We start from the raw sequence: 18677 nt of genomic DNA on the forward strand, positions 1-18677 counted from the left end.
CAAATCGCTGCTCATCTCGATCTCTTGAGCACAGATCGGGGTCGACAGCGTCTGAAACGTCCGTTTGATCCTCGTGAACGTATGGGTAAAAGACAGGGGGACAACCGTTGGAGGAGGTCAAACAAATATTGCGAGTACTTGTTGTGAGGAAGTATAGACCAATTTGCTGAAAGATCAGTCAGTTCGAGAGAGACCGATGATCAGACCAAGAGTCAACGCAACAACGGGTACGATGATTGACAGTGGAATTGGATCATCCTCATCATTGTCATTTGTCTGGTTTGTTAATTCTTGTGTACTGTCTCCATTGTCAGTCTCGTTGTTGTCATTATGATCATTTTCGGTGATAGTGATTGTCGTTGTGTCAGATACTGATTCATCATCTGTATCGACAGTAAGCGATACGTTGTACGTGCCTGCGCTATCGAAGGTATGTGTATGTTCGATCGATTCACCGGAATCATCCATCCCATCGATTTCCCACGTAAACTCAGCGTCTTCGGCTTGCTCTGTTGTGAGATTTGTCGAAAATGTCACGGAGTCGTTAACGGTTGGTTCAGCAGGGGACTCAATATCCACACCGTCAATTGATGGGTCATCACTTGGGGGTGATGGATCGGTAGGAGAAGAACTGTCGTCATCAGATACGTCAAGCGTAGTAAGTGGAGAAAAGGCAATCCGTTCGGTACCAAGACCAAATGCCGTATCTGATCCGCGGACACTGACATGAAGCTGATACGCATCAGCAGACAAATCTGCATCAAGAGGAATGTCAACGGTATATGTGTGCTCCTCAGCAGTAGCATCTGCTTGTTCAATGACAGGGTCGTTATCTGCAGTGAATCCAACCTCGACATCAGCAGCGTCAATGTCTGTATCAGACACAGCGTCGTCAATCGGATTGAGAGAAAACTCAACAGTTACCTCATCTCCCGGTCCTGGTGTATCTGGAGTTTGCTCCTCAACTGTCGGTTTATACCCGGAAATAACAAGCGGCTGTACTGCTTCAATACTTGCGTCATCAAGAAGAAGAACCGCGTATGTTCCTGCATCAAGTTCAGCAGCATCGATTGATAATGAATTATTGGTAAGAAGACGTTCTTCGTCAGAACTTCGGAGCTCAAGTTCACCCGATGGTACATCGTGGTCAAACTCGATCGATTCATCACCGGGAACATACGCGATATCAGTGATTGTATACTCATCACCGCCATGTTCAACAGTTTCCTCAGGAATTGAAATAAGATTGCCAGAATCTGTAATGATATCAGGTTCGGTATCAGCTGTTGTTCCAGCGGCAACGCCAGAAACTAGAATCATGCCAAGACAAACAACAAGACAGATCAATCCAAGCTGGCGCATTTAGTTAGATATCGACACACTAGGAGTATATACTCTTTGGGTTGATCAAGCCTGCAAATTCGGTAATTTGTGGCACTACGGTTCTAATCGATCAATAACTGCATACCTCGACATTCGAACACCAGCGATTAATGCCCCAAGTGTGCCGACACCAACAGCGATGATGAATCCACCAGCATAGATCCGTGGGTCAGTCTGGACGAGCCCCTCAAAACCCACGATCAGCGCTGCTAAGTGATTCAGCACAGATGCGGCCGGTGCAGTTAGGAGAATACCAGCAAGACCACCAAGCGTACCAAGCAATAGCCCCTGAACGAGTGCAATCGAAAGGACAAATCCGGTTCCAGCACCTTGAGCCTGGAGGGCTGCAAGCGGTCGGCGCTGTTGATAAATAATAACAGAAAGCAATGTAAATGTAAGTGCAGTGCCGCCAATAAACGCAAGGACAACTGTCGATCCACCAGCAGCAAAAACAAGCACTTGATCCTCTACAATCGCTTGGAGTTGCTGTTGGTCAGTCCGGATCTCATAGTTTGGATATGCCTCCTGTAACTTGGCCTGCACGGATGCTGTGTCTGCCTCATCATCGACACTAACAGTGATAAATGTCGCCGGCTCGGTACCGGTGGTGCCGGTTTCAGTATGGAACTCACTGAGTGGCATCACAACGGTACCAGCCCCAAGCAGTTCCTGATAGGTTGGAGAGATACCAGCAACGGTCATGTTGTTTGCGGTTGCAGAAAGCGTTGTATACCCAGCATGAACCGTATCACCAACTGTCACGTTAAGGCGGTCTGCAGTGCCCTGATCAAGTAGCACCTGGTTGGTTTTCTCACCATCATAGGTACCATCGGCATAATGTGGGTCACCGGGTAAATCTGCACCATCAGTGACCTGAACAGCATCGCCGCCGCCGGGAACGCCCACGCCAATGACCGTTTGTAAAGCATCGGTATCAGGCTCTTCGCCAACATACAGTGTTTCAAACGAAAGTGGGGTTGCTTGAGTGACATTATCATTGGCTGCAATTGACTGTGAGAGATTGCGCGAGTCATCGATTGTGTTGGCAAAGCCGCCACCAACGGGAGAAAGACTCGTTTCGCCACTTGATACCCAGAGGTCCCGATCTGCTGTTTCAAACTGGTCCTGACCGGTATCAATGACACCAAAGCCAGCCCCAGCGAGGAGCGTAACAGCAAGGACAGCAAGCGCAATCCCAACAATGGCTAACAGTACCTGTGTGCGGCTGGATCGCCATTGACCATAGGCATATGTGATGCTAAACCGAATCCGAGTAAGATACTTGCTCATGCTGGCACACCTCCGCTAAGCCGACGGAGAACAATCCAGATTGCTGGAAGTGCAAGCAGGGCAATGATCATCGTGACGAGAAGCCCATACCCAGCCAGCAAGGGATGAAAGTAGGCGACTGGATTAGTAATGATGGTTGCTGTCAGGATAGTATTAAGCGCATAAATCCCACCAAGCCCCAGTAAACTCCCAAGAATGCCACCAGCGATTGTCAGGCCAAACATCTGTGTGCTAATCAGCAGAAGCTGACTTCGCACAGAGATACCAATTGCCGAGAGTGTCTGGAGGGTCGATCGGTCACTCGCAATTTCAAGTCCGGTAACAGTGCCAACAAAGAGTGTACCAACAACAACAGAAATCACAACAGCAGTAAGCGCAAGCGCAAGGGCCATCTCTTCGTCAAACAACGCCGAGACAGTCATGCTTCCTCGGGTTTCAACCTCCGCATTTGGATACAGATCAGCGAGTGTTTCCTCGACAGCAGGGTCGGTTGTCTGAACCACAAACTGATCAGCCTGATCGTTTGCGGTCGCCCCCATCAGCTCCTGCATATCACTGAGTGGCAGCAGTGCAACCGGAAGGTTAGCTGCGAAGTCGCCTGATCCTTCATCAACAGCAACGATAGTAAACTCGGTTGTATCGATTGTTACGTTGTCACCCGGCTCGACAGCCAACTGATTACTTGCCGCCTCTGTCAACACGATCGTTCCGGTTGTTTGATTGGCAGTATACTCAGGGGGAGATGGCAACCCGTCTGGACTGACGCCGGTAAATGACTCAAGCTCAGGGGAGTTTATGATGCCGTGTACAAGAAGGTACTCTGAGTGGTTGTTGGCTTCTGTGAGATGTGGATGAGAAAGAACAGGGGTTGTTGCGTCCACACCATCGGTATCAGTGATGATCGTGTGGGCTTCATGTGCGTCAGCAAACTGTGGACCGCCAGTATCGACCAGCGGCGAATCCTCACCGTCATCTGCCGGAACAAGCCAATAATCCATCTCATCATCATAGACGGTCGTGCCAACAGCCAGTCCAAGTCCAATACCGGTGACAATCACAAGCAACGCAATGGCCAATGCAATCCCAAAGACGGTATACCGAATCCGGCGGCGGCCGGACTGTCGGGCCTGAACAAGAAAGCGTCGGATGCCAAGCCCAATCAACGAGCGAATACGATGGACTGAGTTGCGGATCGACATAGATTAGGATGAATCAGCGACACGTTTGCCATCTTGCAAGTGGATAACACGATCAGCAAACGAAAGTACCTGCTCGTCGTGTGAGGCAAGCACAACAGCCCGGTCAGTGGCAACCTCGCGAAAGAGATCAAGAATTGCCTCACCGGTGTCCGTATCAAGTTCACCGGTCGGTTCATCAGCAATCAACAGCTGTGGGTCTGTAACCAGCGCCCGGGCAATCGCGACACGCTGTTGTTCGCCGCCGCTCAGTTCTGTTGGTCGATGGCCAATCCGGTCACCAAGCTCAACAGCCTCAAGCATCTCAGTTGCCTGGGTACGCCGTGTCCATTTTGACCGGCCAAGTTCAATGAGTGGTGCAGCAACGTTGCTGCGGGCCGAAAGGGTATCAAGCAGATGAAAATGCTGAAACACAATGCCAATCTGTGAAAGCCGAAGTGAGCGGCGTTTGCGGGCTGAAAGATTTGTAATATCAGTGCCATCAATAGAAACGGTCCCCTCCGTTGGGGTGATCAACGCTGCAAGTACATGCAGTAATGTTGATTTTCCGCTTCCGCTTGGGCCAGCAATTGCTAAGATTTCACCACGGGACACAGTTAGGGAAACCGCATCAAGTGCGGTGACAGTTGGCGAAGAGGTGGCATCAGAAGCCTCGGAGATGGATTGTGAGCCACGTGCATACCGTTTGGTGACGGCATCACAATGAGCAATAGTTGATTGCTCTTGAGACTGGTTACCGGCTGTTGCCATCATATATGTATCATTGAACCAATGCGTATAATCCTGTCTGTTTTTGCCGAACAACGATAACAGCGGTAGCGAGGCAAACGCTTATAACTTCGATCGGGGAGAAAAATCAGTGTGCGACGGAAGTGCTTTGGCTCATGGGTATGTGTTTTGTGGAGAGAGGCGTAGCCTGCAAAAGTTAAGAACATGTAGTCAGTACGGTTAATTATAGATTGTGAAACAGGTCGTCCAGCGCCGTCAACTCTGGAATCTAGTACTCATAGTGACGTTTATTATTGCGATCAGCCTTGCAGCGGTTGTTTTCATTGGAGCTGACGATCCATTTGCAAGTCCGGGAGAAGATGACCCTGACACAGCGACAGATGCGTTTCCGGCAGTAGATGAATATAGCACTGTTGGTGGGGGAAGTATTGGCGGGGCGGCAGTCAATCCGGTCGGAGAAGCGATCAACGAGGATGTGACAAACCCATTGGCGACGACAAATGCAACCAAGCAGTTTACCGTTGAGACAGCACAGCCGCAGTACTGGCGGGTAAACGCATATGACCGGTATGAAGACGGCGAATGGCTCCGGACAGAGCCAACAGTAGCATACACTGATCGATTACCGGAAACAGGGCCAACAACGGGAACAGCTGATCATACAGTAACACTGCAGCGAGATACCACAATGCTGCCAGCAGCGTGGCAACCAGCAGAGATTGACTTTGACGGCGAGGGAATGATTGGCGTGAGTGGGGAGCATGGGATTGATCTTGAAACAAAGCAGTCGGCCGAAACAGAGTATACAGTCGAGACCTATACGTATGATCCCGATCCAGCGGCATTATCAACTCCATCGGGGGATCCACCACAGACAATTGTCCAGCAGTATGGATCCGAAAAGGGAGCAATCCCCGATGAGATTGAAGACGTTGGCGAGGCGGTAACTGAAGATACAGCAACCGCCGCAGACGCAGCGTGTGCCGTCCAAGACTGGTTGCAGGCAAACTATGACTATAACCGAACAGCGACACCGGCCGGCGACGATCCGGTAACAGAATTTCTGTTTGATACAGAAACCGGCAATGCAGAATATTTCGCCTCAAGTATGACGACGGTATTACAGTCACAAGATATTCCTGCCAGATACGTAACCGGCTATGGTCCAGGCGAAGCACAAGAAGATACGGAGGGCAGTTACAATATCTATAGTGCAAATACACACGCGTGGACAGAAGTGTATGTAGCTGGCCATGGATGGATTCCATTTGATCCTACGCCAACAGATGACCGACTGGCCGCAGCACAGACACATATTGAGCCAGATGGAGAGCTAGTCAATCATACAGTAGCGGAGGTCTGTGATGCAGACACTGATCCGGCCCTACCACCAGCAGATGAAATCGGTGACGAGGACGAAGACGAGAACGGTGCTGAAAACGGCAACGAGTCAGACAACGGCGATGAGCCAACAAATGGGGATGATCCCGTTGTGATTGATCCTGATCCGGGAGCAGATACAGACTATACGTTATTGCTCTCTGATGAGTCACCACTGCCGGGAGGTCAGATAACGGTAACAGTACAACAGGAGGAATCCCCGGTAGCTGGTGTTAATGTGTTCGTTAACAGTGAGGATGTTGGATCGACCGACGAAAATGGAGAAATAACAATCACGGTTCCGTATGCGTCGAACCTTGTGATAACACTTGAAACAGCCGAGACGGCAACGGTAACAACAAACACAGCGGCGACGACTACAGGGACAACAGACCACACTTATACCGTACCAATTACAGGATCACTGTCAGTAACCACAAATCCTGCACCATTGATTGCTGATGGAACGGCAACCACATATGTGACAATTGGGGGAAATCCAGTGACAAACGCAGCAGTTGCAGTGAATGGGGACCATATCGGCATGACAGATGAGACAGGCAGCATGACAATGGATGTGCCAGCCAAAGATGAGATTGCGATCACAGTTGAACGTGGAGAACTAACCAAAACAGCATCACACGCGGTTGTGCCACTGGAACTATCAACAGAGACAGATCGTGTGCTGGCGATGCCTGGACAAAACGTATCGGTAACGCTAACTGCCGGGGGACAGCCAGTTGCCGGGGCACAAATAACAACTGGAGAGACCACAGTGACCACAGATACAGATGGGACGACAGCAGTGCCAATCTCGGCATTGCAAACCACAATAACAGGCGAGCACGCAGATGCTGAGACAACACACGAGGTACAGAATCTATTACTGCCGGGAATTGGTGGCGGAGTTGCTGGAGTAGTACTTGTAGTTGGCGGCGTAATTGGCATGCGTCGGTATACGGGTGTTACAGAACGAGCAACCACAGTTACACGAACACTCACGCAGCGATTGTTACAGGCACTAAGCCGGATTGAAACCGGAATACAGGCGATAAGCACACGGGCAAACGAAGGCACTGGTGCGATTGGGCAGTATCTACTTGCGCAAATCAAACGCGGGATCAGATGGGCAAAGTCAGTCAATGTGACTGGCGGATTATCCATGATTGTTCGGGGAATCTGGGCAGGGCTCATTGTTCCGGTGCGGTGGATTAACACCCGATTTCGAGAGACAGACGAACCAACAACAGATACAGCAGACGGCGAGCAAACAGCACAAACAGAAGTACAACAGTCAATTCGTGATATCTGGGGACGGTTTACGATGCTTGTAACGCCACAGGAAGGAACAACAGCAACGCCAGCAGAGATTGCCCAGCAAGCAGTTACAATGGGGCTGCCGAAACGACCAGTCACCCGGCTACTGGACATATTCCGAAAAGCAGAATATGGCCCGCCAGAACAACACTCAGAACAGCTAGCAAACGACGCAGCAGACGCCTTCGCTGAACTCGAAGACGAGCAACAAACTGGCGAGGATGAGACATAACAATGCAACAGACGCTGTCACGACTGGGCCCGATAATACTGATTGGGGGATTACTTGTTGTGGGCATTGTTGGTGTTGTGCCAGGGCCAATTGCAGCAAGCCTTACAGAATGGAGTGCCGATAGGCTCGCCCCAGTACTTCGGATCGGCGCAGCAGAAATACTGGCGGGCGGATTCTTCCTGATTGGCGGATACCTTTGGTATGTCACTGCCAACACAGAACGCCAAACGCATACACTAACCGGATCGTTGCCGCCAGAGCAGCCTAGAAATCCACCAGCAATTGTTGGTGAATCCATCCAGAAAGACATCGAGGATGCAGCAGATGCCATCACAATCAAAGGTGTTCCATACGAAGAGACAACACCAAGAGAACAACTCCAAGATATCGTCAGAGAAGCAACAATACAAACTAATGGACAGGCCCCGGAAAGACAGCTACAAACAGGGGCATGGACAGATGATCCCGTTGCTGGTGCATTGTTGAGTGATGACCGGGGATATCCACCACGGTTTCAGCTATACAGATGGGCGCGCCCGGAGAAAGCATACAGACAGGCAGTTCAGCGAACGGTCAAAGCGATTGATCGGCAGTACAACCCGGCTGGAAATGATAACGGAGAACCACTGACAGAGTCCGATGGGCTGTTCAAGAATCGTATCAATTACAGTACAACGGCAGAACCAATAGACAAGAGGCAACAACCGCCACAACCATCTGCAACGGAGGGCAACGATGACTAATCTGGTACCACGCTGGCGGGTGGTGATCGGGCTTGCGTTTGTACTGGTCGGGGTTGGTGTGCTGGTTGTCGATCCGCGAATATTGATTGGTGCAATCATTCCCGTGCTTGTTTTGGGATATGGAATGGTCGGATCCACACCGGAGATAACAGACGCAATTGTGCTGCGTCGGTCAGTGACGCCTGCACAAACACATCCAGGAGGAACACCAACGGTCACGCTGACCATAGAAAATACTCGTGATACGTGGATCACCGACCTACGAGTCGTCGATGGCGTTCCAGACGAGGTAGCAGTGATTGATGGCTCACCACGAGCAACAGTACGTCTGGCCCCCGGCGAATCAGCCACACTAACATACACGGTCCAAGCTCGATACGGGACAACGGAGTTTACATCAACGACGGTTCGGAGTGTTGGGGTTGGGGCCCTGCATATGCAGACAGTCACAATGGAGCCAGCAGGGGACAACCACATTACAGCGACAGTCACCCCGGAGACAACAATAACACAACGACAACCAACAGACATTGTAGGACAACAGACCACCGATCAAGGCGGAGAAGGAATTGAGTTTCATGGGGTCCGATCCTACCAGCCAACAGATCCAGCACATAAGGTAAACTGGCGACAGTACGCAAAAACCCGTGAGCTATCTACTATCCAGTATCGACAAGAAGAGGCGCTTGATACCGTTGTTGCGGTTGATCTACGCCCCTGTACAAAGCAGGCACAGCGGAAAACAGCGCCAACCGGCACAGAATTATGTATCTACATGGCCCACCAGCTGGTCAGTGAGTTACTTGCAAACAGAAATCGGGTTGGGATGCTTGCGTTTGGAGTACAGGCGAGTGAAATCGATGGGCCCGTCGCTGGGGAGACTGGCTATGTCTGGATTTCACCAAGTGATCGAACAGAAACACTGACGCGCGTTCAGCAGGTCCTTGACCATGCAGGACAGGCCGCAGATCCATCGGTAACAGAACAAATTCTATCGGATACCGTTCCAACAGCGACCGAGATTACAGAACGAATAGATGGACAAACACAGGTGCTGTTTGTCAGCCCACTGTGTGATGAGACTGCGGTTGATCTGGTCCGAGCATACAACCAAGTCAGTCACACGACCAAGGTCTATCTGCCAGATATCACAAGCCGGGCCTCAACAGGCGGACTCATTACACAGACCCAACACAGAATGCGAATGCAGCAAGTACGGCAGTATGGAGTACCTGTTATATCCTGGCGTCCGGACACAGAATCCCTGGAAACAGCATTACAGGAGGGAACCAGACGTGTACCAGCAGGAGGTGAAAGCTAATGGCACAGCGATCACAGTCGGCGACGGACCGAACAAGCACAGCAGTCCCAGAGAATACCAGTGGATACCGTATTCCGACTGCCAGTGTGATAATCTCTGGGTTACTTGCTGGAAGTAGCCTGCTATGGATTGGCGTTGTACTTGATGCAGGATGGCTAATTGGTGCTGGATTTGGGTGTGGTGTGATACTGGCAGTCACGGCTGCAAACACGACAGATGACGGTGGACTGCGGGCAGATGTATTTGGAATTGGCTTTTTGCTTACGATAGGCGGGACAGTAGCAATACCAGCGTATGCCGTGACGACTGCAACAGCAGCAGTTGCACTTGCAGTTGGTGGGAGTATCATTACCGGCTTTGGGATTGCACAACTGCGAGCATTGTTGATTGGAAATGGGGCATTGATTGATGCACTCGGCTGGTTGACCAGAGTTGCAGTTGTGTTGGGACTGTGTACAGGTCTTGTGGCGCTAATACAGCTTGAGGTGAGTGCTGTGCTTGGGCCCCTGTCAGCCCTCATCGCGCCGACAACGGCGACAGCCGAAGCTGTGAGCTTTCTTGTGCTGGCATGGCTCTGTGTCGGTGGTATATGGGGAATTGGTGCTGTCTTACCACCGGCGACGGTGTTTGGGTCGGATACGAAAGCGCGGTATCAACGACTCACAACCAGCATACAGTATGGTGTTGGAATCATCATCGGCGGCGGGAGTTTGCTGGTGGTCCTTATCTATTTGATTAGCGTTGAAACAACCGTTGCAGCCGAGACAATTGAGCAGACCATCGGCCCGCTTGTGACCGGAACTGCAATTCGAGGAGCACTCATGCAGGGACTGTTATTGTTGGGACTTGTAATCGTTAGCATTCGAGTCTTTCGGACAGCCGGGATTGCACTGTTGTATGAACGGCCAGCATGGATTCCCGTTGCAGCAGTACTGACTGGAGGGGCAGTACTGATCGCATGGCAGTTTGGAGATCAAATACAGACGACAGTCACACAGACACATGAGCTTGTAGCCACGCCGGTCACGGCAGGAACAACGCTCACCGGTGAGCTAACGGTTGGGCTTGGACTGATCACGCTTGGAATCTTCGGTGTCATTGCAGTATTCCTTGGTGTTGTCATCGCAACCCGGACAGGACTGCTTCCAGCAACAACCGGACCAGCACGACTGGCCGTCGTTGGACTGGTGTTAGGGGCCATTGGAGCAACACTTGGAGACACAGGCACAGGGACGGTACTCTTTGGGATTATGAGCGCAGTCGTGGTGTGGGATATAACCGAGTTTGGAATTGGACAGACCATTGCCGTGGGATCGATGCCGGCTCATCGAGACGGAGCGCTGGTGGCTGCAGGCATAAGCATTCTAGTTGGTGTTGGGAGTCTGTTGTTCACAGGTGGATTGTACACACTCTTGACAAGGGTAACAGTCGAGATTCAGTATGGAATTTTGCCACTGGGAGTCGCATTACTGGCCGCAGTCCTTGCAATAGTGTTTGTGTACTGGAATCAACGCGATTGAGTGAGGCCAATAAACCAGTGCGTGCAAGCAAGACAGACTAGATGCTGGAGTTATCTTGATTCACCGAGAGAATCCCACCTTTCCCACGAAGCATGAGTGTTTCGACAGCCAGTCGAAACTGAAGACTGAGCAGGGTGGGAGTGGATCGCGTTCGCTCCGTGAACCAAGAGACAATGATACTACAACACCGAAATTTAATATTCCCTATGCCACTACATGACACACACTGAGGCGGTTCGCCGCCGTCGTAAACGGATAATATCGGATTCGGGAATTGATGTCTGAAGGAATCCCCTTCGGGCCGCTGGATTCCCGGTACACGGTACCTCCGAATCCCTCACAGGATAGGAGTAACGGCTGTCTGGCCCAGCCATCGGTTCGTCTGTTCGATAAACAAACGGGACGAGTCCCCACAAGAACAGGTGCGACCGTACACCGGCAAATATCCCAACGCTTGCGGTGCGGTTCGGGAAGCCTCGTTGTGTACGACGAGGAGGAGGTCACGCAGAGTTGACCGCCGGAACGCTGATGTCTCCAAGCACATCTTCAATGACTGCAGTCCGTGTAATGCCATCGACGTGGGCAGAAGAGCTTAATACAAGTCGATGTGCAAGCACAGGAACAGCAAGTGTCTTGACATCGTCTGGGACAACATACTCGCGGCCATGAATAACCGCACGGGCTCGGCTTGCTTCAACAAAATGCTGGATTCCGCGTGGGGAAACACCAACGTCAACACGCGGATGGTCACGGGTTGCCCGTCCGATGTCAAGAAGGTAGTCCTGAATCTCGGGGGCAACATGGACGTATTCTGGCATCTGTTGCAGCGTGCTAAACGCATCAACTGTTGTTGTGCGGCTAGGGGTCGGGGTTGCTGCAGTACGATCAAGTCGACGTGTAATCAAGTTGGCTTCGGCATCCCGGGTTGGATACCCAATACTGGTTTTGATGACAAACCGGTCTCGCTGTGATTCAGGGAGTGTGAATGTCCCTTCCTGTTCAACAGGGTTCTGTGTTGCAAGGACAAAAAACGGCGTCGGCAGCGAAAGCGTTTCATCGGCAATGCTTACTTGTTTTTCTTCCATTGCTTCGAGTAAGGCTGCTTGGGTTTTTGCTGGTGCACGATTAATTTCATCAGCAAGGACAATATTCGCAAAGATTGGCCCACGATTAAGCCGAAATTCATTGCGCTGTTCATCAAAAACCATTGACCCAGTAATATCAGCTGGGAGCAGGTCTGGCGTGAACTGAATGCGGCCAAACTCAAGACCAAGCACGGTCGCAAGCGAGCGAGCAGTCAGCGTTTTCCCCGTGCCAGGGACATCCTCAATTAGTACATGTCGGCGAATCAATGCCCCGGTTAGCATTGACTCAAAAAACTGTCTGTCTGCAACAACCGCATCATTAAGGGCACTGATAATCTGGTCAATCTGTTTTGAAGCCCGGTCAAACGACATCGGTGGATCGCCTTGCGACGTACTGCTCATATGAGAGGTACTTGCGATACGGACATATATTGGTTTGGACAACACGATGAAGGATGGATTCAGACTGTCAGATAGAAGATGTTAAGTTACCAGTAGATGTTTAGCTATTCATAATGGCAAACGAGGAGGATGCACAGCCGGACAATGATGAGACAGCAGGGACACAGTCGGACGATGGCCAACCGGAACAGGATTCTGGACGGGCAACGACAACTGATTCACAGCCAGCGGCTGAACAGACTGACAGTTCACAGTTTGGATCACTGATCGACGATGACGGGAAGCTATTTGGGCTTGTAAACGTCGTCGATGCGCTGGTTGTTGTGTTGATCGTGGCAGTAGGTATTGCTGGCATTGCACTGTTGGTGCCGGGCGATGGCGATGATACGCGATATGTAACCGTTGATCTTGGGTCAGAGGCAGAGTATGTCGCTGAACAGATCAGCGAAGGCGACGAATGGGGCAATAACTTTGAGATTACAGATGTGTATTATGCACCCGGAGATGACGACGGTAGCACGAATGTCCTGATCCGTGCTGAAGTACAGGGAACAGCCGTTGATCCAGACCAAGCTGAGACCAGTACAATTGATTTTGACGGAGAACCGTTACGATATGATCAGGAGCTAGAAATCGAGACAAGCCAGTACGCAGTAACCGGTTCAGTTATTGATGTGAGTGAATCAGGTGAAACAATCGAAACTGAAGAGGAAGCAATGGTCCTTGATGCTGAAGTGAGTCAGTCTACGGCAAATCAGATTGCTGAAGGTGATGAGTATACACTTGGTGGACAGACACTGCTTACAGTCCAGTCAGTAACGAAATATCCAACCGGTGATAGTGACATGCGACAGCTTGTGCTTGGCGTTGATGGGGTTGATCTGCGAGATGATGGCGGAACACTCCGCGTTGGGGATACGCCCGCCGTCGAGGGTGAAACAATACCGGTTCGGACAGGGGACGTGAACTTCGACGCAGAAATTCTACAGGTTGGAACCTTCGAAGAACCGGGGGTTGAGACGACACTCACTGTAGAATACGAGACAGACGGACTCAGTGCTGGACAGGCTGACCGGCTTGCTGCAGGCATGACAGAATCACTCGATGGACTCCAGACAGCCGAAATACTGGAGGTAGAAGGCAGCGGCACGGACCGTACGTTACTCCTTGAGCTTACCGTTCGTGAGCTAGACGATAACGGCGGTGATGAAACATATCTGTTCCGTGGCCAAGAGTTGTTAATCGGGGATGAGCCGTCATTCGAGTTTGGCGGACAAATCCCATCGGTTGATGGTGAAATAACTGATATTAGCACATAAAGAAGCATGGATATGACATCCGCTAAAGAGCAGTCACGGATATATCAGCGATATCAACAGATCCAAGAGACATTACGGACTGCAAGCGCGGAGTCACGAGTGGTACAATTGGTTCGATCAAAGACCCAGCAGCGTCCAGCAGAGAAAACACAGACTAAAACAACAACATCAACGGACAGCCAGCAAGCAAAGCATAATGCTAACCAAACCGTAAAGTCACAATCACCGGTCCATCAGTCAGCTGTGTACCAGGCCATTGCTGGGGGCAAAGAGTATCTTCGGTCAGCATGGCTGTATCGATGGCTCACGAAAGAGCCAGAACCGGATATCATCGTGATTGATCTGCGAGAAACACGGTCTGTTGGGCCGGTATTAGCGCGGGTTGATCGCGTACTAACAGCCCTCACCCCGGCATTGCTCCGATCAACCGTATCAAGAGTCTGGTATCGAGGCCAACGACAACTGCAACAGCGACCGATTCGAACAGCAAGTTTCGGAGCAATTGCAGGCGTTATTGTGGGACTGCTGGTCATGACAACGATTGCAACGGTGAGTGTACCAGCAGTGTTGCTTCTGACAGCAGTCTTAATTGGCGCACTTCGGGGCACACAAAGTGACATGACACTACAGGAGTGCAAGCAGACACGATGGTTTGGGTATCTTCAGCGAATTGGACAGGCATTTGTCCCACCCGAGCCACCAGAACAACAAGAACCCACACAACAGTCATCTCAGTTAGATAAAGAAAACATATCAAAGAACAATAACTAAAATGCGAACCAACAGCGAGATAATTATTGGTAAGTGGTAAAGAAGAAAGAATTACTGGCGTAAATAAGTTTTAACTATAATCAGTACAATATAACAGGTACTCCCAGTACAGGGAGTGTGTTCCGGGACCCCCTGTTTTCCCCTACCCCCCTACCGACAGAAGGCCCCCCGGAACATTGTTTTGTACAGGCGGTCGAGGCAACTGCTCCGAGGCTTGACCCCGGGTAAATTCATAGAAGAATCAAGGCGGATGCCACGGAGTCGTCCGGACATCTCCGATTTCCGTGATCACGAGAATCGAAGCTGCTCGACCGACTTGCCCCCGTGGAGGAAGCCGACACGTTGGAATTAATCAACACAGTAAACCAATCCAACTCCCTGATTGAAATGCGACTATTTATTGAGTAGTGTCCTATGGTTGTAGTACATCCATCGCGGGCAGACGTCTCGTGGTGGATGGGCCACTAGTCAACTGGCCCTCACGTCAGGGGCGCTGAATGTGAACGGTCAGACCAGCCCTACCGTATCACACGGGTAGAACGGGAGTCCACTGACAAGCCTCGAGGCTTGACCCCGAGGCAGTTGACACGGAGTAGGTGCAATACCACGTTGTTACAGAAATATCGAGGCGAATGCCACCAGACGCCGATAATTCGTGGAACCTCTTGGTCAAAGTTCAGCGTATAGTTCCTGTGTTGCCCGTCGAACAGCCTGTGTGCTTTCATACGCAGGTGTCCAGCCAAGGGCTGATAGCTTCTCAATTGACAGCCGCATCTTTGGAACATCACCTTTCCAGCCACGATTTCCCCCGGTATATTCAAAAGTTGGCGCAAGTTGCATCTCCTCGCTGACAATCTCAGCAATTCGATCAACAGACGTTGTCGTGCGGGTGCCAAGGTTATATGTTGCGACCGGGCCGGTAGCATGCTCATAGACATGTATCATGGCATCAAGACAGTCCTCGATGTGCATGTATGATTTTTGCTGGCGACCATCCCCTAAGATCTCAAGTGTTTCAGGCGTGTGCTGTAGCTTCTGGATAAAATCCGGAATCACAGCGCCACGAAGCCGGGGGCCAACAATATTTGCAAACCGGACCGTATACACGGTCAGATCAGTTGTATGTGCAGCCGCCGATAACAGGCTTTCACAGGCAAGCTTGCTGGCACCATATGCGCTGATCGGTTCTAATGGCGCATAATCCTCTGGAGTTGGACGTGGAGCTTCGCCGTAGACGGTTGAACTTGAGGTAAAGAAAATATCGGTAATGGCATGCTCCTGTGCAGCAGCCAGCACTTCCTGTGTCATCGCTGTGTTTTCCTGAAACTGATCTCGTGGGTTAGCATCGTTAACGGCTTTTCGGGCAGCAAGATGGAAGATGACATCATGGTTGTCTGAGACGATTGACCGAAGCGAATCTGGCTGGCTAATATCCTGTTCAATAAATGTAACAGCATCTGGAAGCCGGTCTGGCTGCCCATTCGAGCAATCATCAACAACAGTAACCGTATGGCCACTGTTGTGCAGTCGTTCTGTTAAATGTGAGCCAATAAATCCAGCACCCCCGGTCAGTACTACGTTCATGACAGGGCGTTGGAGAATCTGGGACAAAAATACCTCGGGTTAGGAGACAAAAAGAGAATGCTGAAATAGACTCCAACAGAAAATAAAACAGAGCGTCAACGTGGATCGAGCAACACTGCGGGATGCCTTTGCACAGACCTATTCGCCGCCGAATGATATCGATCTAGGTGAACTGCTGGATCAGTATCGTCGGTTTGTTGACTACCAAGCAGAGCACCCAAAGGCCGGTCGATACAAGATTGCAAACGCGCTTGGTATCCCGGAAGGTCGAGCCCGGTCATGGATCGATGGTGGAATGCCGGATGTGGTCCGCGGGATCGAAACAGCCACAAAGCATGGCTGGTTTCAGACCGACGGAGAAACCCATCTCGCAGTCACACGACTTGTTGCCGGAATCTTCGCTGCCGGCTCGGTCAATAACGTGTGGACACCACGGTGGTCTGCAACTGATGGAATTCCAGTTGAACAGGATTTACGCCAGATTGGCGCTGGCGTAAAACAGATTGATCGAGTACAAGCAGAACGTGGCGATGAACTGGAGCCAACCACACACCCTCGCGTGCTTGGGCGGGTGCTGGTTGCTCGCGGGGCAGTCAAATCGCGGAACAGTGCATCTACGTTACCATCGTATCTGTTTGCTGATCAGTCGGCCGGGCGCGTGTTTGTCAAGACATATATCCAGGCCCGCGGTGTGACACCAACGGATAGAAACCATATTCAGATATACGAAAACAAACGTTCGGATACATTCCACGAGGAGCTTGCACAGCTGGTAGCAAAACACGTTGTGGGTGATGTCTCTTGTGTTAAACAAGGGATTATCCTACCGCCAACAACGGTATCTCAAACAACATGGCTAGATGACGATTGACACGATATTTATATGTGTAGTGGACACGTATATACAGTACGTAAGTCACCGTTTACGGGACAGATGAGCAGTTGGCGATCAATTGCAACAACGTAGTCCATGACGGTGGACTTAGGTTATGCGTAACTAATTGCGCAATAGAAACTTATGATACGAAACTTATTATCCGCCGATTCAGATGAATCGGAGCGTTCACGAGGAGTCTCTCCCGTTATTGGGGTCATCCTCATGGTTGCAATCACTATTATCCTTGCCGCTGTCATCGGTGCATTTGTACTCGGATTCGGCACAGATACCGAAACACCACCAAACACTGCATGGGACTCGAGTCAGGATCCAGTTAGTATCGGTGATGATGGTTTAGAGTCAGATGATGACCTTAATGTAACATTCACCTTAGAGACAACCGATCGGACAATTGATGGGTCAAATCTAAATGTTGTCCTCACTGGTGATGGAGAAGTTGATGGGGATGATATCGACCTGAATGATGAGACGTACAGCGCTGGAAGTTCAATCGTTGTTGGAACTGCTGACAATGTTGATGTTGACATAACGGATACTGAGGGGATTAACCCAGATGATCAGATCCGAATTGTCTGGGAAGGTGACGATACCTCATCGACTCTAACAATACACACGATCAACTAACAGAATCGAATAGCTAGCTATACATTTTTCTCTCAGTGCAGTCAATAGAACAACCAGGAGCTACGGAAACAATAGACAAAACACATGATTTATGTGACGTGTCGTTCTGGATATCTGTTATGGATGCTGTTGTGCTGGCAGCCGGCGAAGGCACCCGGCTTCGGCCACTAACGGAAGACACTCCAAAAGCGATGGTTGGGGTTAATGGCAAACCGATCCTAACACACTGCTTTGAGCAGTTAGTCGACGTTGGAGCAGATCAGCTGGTGGTCGTTGTGGGCTACAAAAAAGAACAGATTATCGAACACTATGGAGACAGTTTCCAGGGAGTTCCGGTCACATATACACACCAGCGTGAGCCAAAGGGACTGGCACATGCATTGCTCACAGCCGAAGAGTATGTTAATGATGAGTTCATGCTCATGCTTGGTGATAACATTTTCCAGGCAAATCTGGAGGACGTAGTCCAGCGACACAACGAATCCCGGGCTGACGCAGCATTCCTTGTCGAGGAGGTCCCCTGGGAGGAAGCATCGCGGTATGGCGTCTGTGATACAAACGACTACGGGACAATTACGGACGTTATCGAGAAACCGGATGACCCCCCATCGAACCTCGTCATGACCGGCTTTTATACGTTTACGCCAGCGATTTTCCATGCCTGTCATCTGGTCCAGCCATCTGATCGGGGTGAGTACGAACTCTCAGATGCGATTGATTTACTTCTAGAATCAGGGCGGACGATTGATGCAATTCCACTTAATGGATGGCGAATTGATGTTGGGTATCCGGAAGATCGAGATCGGGCCGAACAGCGCTTGCAAGCAGAAAAAGCAAGCAAAGCAGAAACATCCAAAGAAGTATAACAAACAGTAACGAGACA

Annotated in this window: 15 protein-coding genes; 9 read left to right on the forward strand and 6 right to left on the reverse strand. The window is 50.6% G+C overall.

The features are described from left to right. Positions 1 to 174: 174 nt before the first annotated feature. From K0C01_RS02355 to K0C01_RS02370, 4 genes are all read right to left on the reverse strand, one after another. A complete protein-coding gene (locus tag K0C01_RS02355; protein WP_221170468.1) occupies positions 175 to 1362 on the reverse strand; it encodes a PKD domain-containing protein in 1188 nt (395 codons plus the stop codon). Positions 1363 to 1437: 75 nt separating this feature from the next. Further along, positions 1438 to 2673, reverse strand: a complete 1236-nt coding sequence (locus K0C01_RS02360; RefSeq protein ID WP_221170469.1) for an ABC transporter permease — start codon at positions 2671 to 2673, stop codon at positions 1438 to 1440. Next, positions 2670 to 3872 (reverse strand): ABC transporter permease, encoded by a 1203-nt coding sequence (locus K0C01_RS02365; RefSeq protein ID WP_221170470.1) that lies wholly within the window; start codon positions 3870 to 3872, stop codon positions 2670 to 2672. The genes K0C01_RS02360 and K0C01_RS02365 overlap by 4 nt, the downstream gene beginning before the upstream one ends. A gap of 3 nt (positions 3873 to 3875) precedes the next feature. Then, a complete protein-coding gene (locus tag K0C01_RS02370; protein WP_221170471.1) occupies positions 3876 to 4622 on the reverse strand; it encodes an ABC transporter ATP-binding protein in 747 nt (248 codons plus the stop codon). A gap of 208 nt (positions 4623 to 4830) precedes the next feature. Between K0C01_RS02370 and K0C01_RS02375 the strand changes: the two genes are divergently transcribed. The 4 genes from K0C01_RS02375 to K0C01_RS02390 are packed head-to-tail and all read left to right on the forward strand — an operon-like array spanning position 4831 to position 11111. Continuing rightward, a complete protein-coding gene (locus K0C01_RS02375) occupies positions 4831 to 7527 on the forward strand; it encodes a transglutaminase TgpA family protein (protein ID WP_221170472.1) in 2697 nt (898 codons plus the stop codon). A 2-nt stretch (positions 7528 to 7529) separates the two neighbouring features. Continuing rightward, positions 7530 to 8270: a DUF7269 family protein gene (locus K0C01_RS02380; protein WP_221170473.1), complete on the forward strand. Its 741-nt coding sequence runs from the start codon at positions 7530 to 7532 to the stop codon at positions 8268 to 8270. Next, positions 8263 to 9591 (forward strand): DUF58 domain-containing protein, encoded by a 1329-nt coding sequence (locus tag K0C01_RS02385; protein WP_221170474.1) that lies wholly within the window; start codon positions 8263 to 8265, stop codon positions 9589 to 9591. The genes K0C01_RS02380 and K0C01_RS02385 overlap by 8 nt, the downstream gene beginning before the upstream one ends. Then, positions 9591 to 11111: a hypothetical protein gene (locus K0C01_RS02390; RefSeq protein WP_221170475.1), complete on the forward strand. Its 1521-nt coding sequence runs from the start codon at positions 9591 to 9593 to the stop codon at positions 11109 to 11111. The genes K0C01_RS02385 and K0C01_RS02390 overlap by 1 nt, the downstream gene beginning before the upstream one ends. A 500-nt stretch (positions 11112 to 11611) precedes the next feature. Here K0C01_RS02390 and K0C01_RS02395 read toward each other — a convergent pair whose 3' ends face one another. Next, positions 11612 to 12568: an AAA family ATPase gene (locus K0C01_RS02395; protein WP_221171176.1), complete on the reverse strand. Its 957-nt coding sequence runs from the start codon at positions 12566 to 12568 to the stop codon at positions 11612 to 11614. A gap of 143 nt (positions 12569 to 12711) precedes the next feature. Here K0C01_RS02395 and K0C01_RS02400 point away from each other — a divergent pair, with 143 nt between their 5' ends. Beyond that, positions 12712 to 13917, forward strand: coding sequence for a DUF4330 family protein (locus K0C01_RS02400; protein WP_221170476.1), 1206 nt, complete (start codon positions 12712 to 12714; stop codon positions 13915 to 13917). 6 nt (positions 13918 to 13923) lie between these two features. Then, a complete protein-coding gene (locus K0C01_RS02405; RefSeq protein WP_221170477.1) occupies positions 13924 to 14688 on the forward strand; it encodes a hypothetical protein in 765 nt (254 codons plus the stop codon). Positions 14689 to 15357: 669 nt separating this feature from the next. Here K0C01_RS02405 and K0C01_RS02410 read toward each other — a convergent pair. Continuing rightward, positions 15358 to 16272 carry an NAD-dependent epimerase/dehydratase family protein gene (locus tag K0C01_RS02410; RefSeq protein ID WP_221170478.1) on the reverse strand — a complete coding sequence of 305 codons (915 nt, stop codon included), beginning with the start codon at positions 16270 to 16272 and terminating at the stop codon, positions 15358 to 15360. A 100-nt stretch (positions 16273 to 16372) separates the two neighbouring features. On the opposite strand from K0C01_RS02410, the gene K0C01_RS02415 reads away from it, so the two are divergent. From K0C01_RS02415 to aglF, 3 genes are all read left to right on the forward strand, one after another. Next, positions 16373 to 17143 (forward strand): hypothetical protein, encoded by a 771-nt coding sequence (locus tag K0C01_RS02415; protein WP_221170479.1) that lies wholly within the window; start codon positions 16373 to 16375, stop codon positions 17141 to 17143. Between the two features lie 147 nt (positions 17144 to 17290). Beyond that, entirely contained in the window at positions 17291 to 17794 is a 504-nt protein-coding gene (locus K0C01_RS02420; protein ID WP_221170480.1) for a type IV pilin domain-containing protein, read from the forward strand. A 119-nt stretch (positions 17795 to 17913) separates the two neighbouring features. Further along, on the forward strand, positions 17914 to 18660 hold the full coding sequence (aglF, locus tag K0C01_RS02425; protein WP_221170481.1) for a UTP--glucose-1-phosphate uridylyltransferase AglF: 747 nt from the start codon (positions 17914 to 17916) through the stop codon (positions 18658 to 18660). Positions 18661 to 18677: the final 17 nt, after the last annotated feature.

Source organism: Salinarchaeum sp. IM2453, assembly GCF_019693215.1.
Classification (GTDB): domain Archaea; phylum Halobacteriota; class Halobacteria; order Halobacteriales; family Salinarchaeaceae; genus IM2453.

What these genes read in the sequence shown, in the direction of transcription:
- K0C01_RS02355 (WP_221170468.1), bottom strand. Translation starts at nt 1,362, where the DNA reads ATGCGCCAGCTTGGATTGATCTGTCTTGTTGTTTGTCTTGGCATGATT.
- K0C01_RS02360 (WP_221170469.1), bottom strand. Translation starts at nt 2,673, where the DNA reads ATGAGCAAGTATCTTACTCGGATTCGGTTTAGCATCACATATGCCTAT.
- K0C01_RS02365 (WP_221170470.1), bottom strand. Translation starts at nt 3,872, where the DNA reads ATGTCGATCCGCAACTCAGTCCATCGTATTCGCTCGTTGATTGGGCTT.
- K0C01_RS02370 (WP_221170471.1), bottom strand. Translation starts at nt 4,622, where the DNA reads ATGATGGCAACAGCCGGTAACCAGTCTCAAGAGCAATCAACTATTGCT.
- K0C01_RS02380 (WP_221170473.1), top strand. Translation starts at nt 7,530, where the DNA reads ATGCAACAGACGCTGTCACGACTGGGCCCGATAATACTGATTGGGGGA.
- K0C01_RS02385 (WP_221170474.1), top strand. Translation starts at nt 8,263, where the DNA reads ATGACTAATCTGGTACCACGCTGGCGGGTGGTGATCGGGCTTGCGTTT.
- K0C01_RS02390 (WP_221170475.1), top strand. Translation starts at nt 9,591, where the DNA reads ATGGCACAGCGATCACAGTCGGCGACGGACCGAACAAGCACAGCAGTC.
- K0C01_RS02395 (WP_221171176.1), bottom strand. Translation starts at nt 12,568, where the DNA reads ATGTCGTTTGACCGGGCTTCAAAACAGATTGACCAGATTATCAGTGCC.
- K0C01_RS02400 (WP_221170476.1), top strand. Translation starts at nt 12,712, where the DNA reads ATGGCAAACGAGGAGGATGCACAGCCGGACAATGATGAGACAGCAGGG.
- K0C01_RS02405 (WP_221170477.1), top strand. Translation starts at nt 13,924, where the DNA reads ATGGATATGACATCCGCTAAAGAGCAGTCACGGATATATCAGCGATAT.
- K0C01_RS02410 (WP_221170478.1), bottom strand. Translation starts at nt 16,272, where the DNA reads ATGAACGTAGTACTGACCGGGGGTGCTGGATTTATTGGCTCACATTTA.
- K0C01_RS02420 (WP_221170480.1), top strand. Translation starts at nt 17,291, where the DNA reads ATGATACGAAACTTATTATCCGCCGATTCAGATGAATCGGAGCGTTCA.
- aglF (WP_221170481.1), top strand. Translation starts at nt 17,914, where the DNA reads ATGGATGCTGTTGTGCTGGCAGCCGGCGAAGGCACCCGGCTTCGGCCA.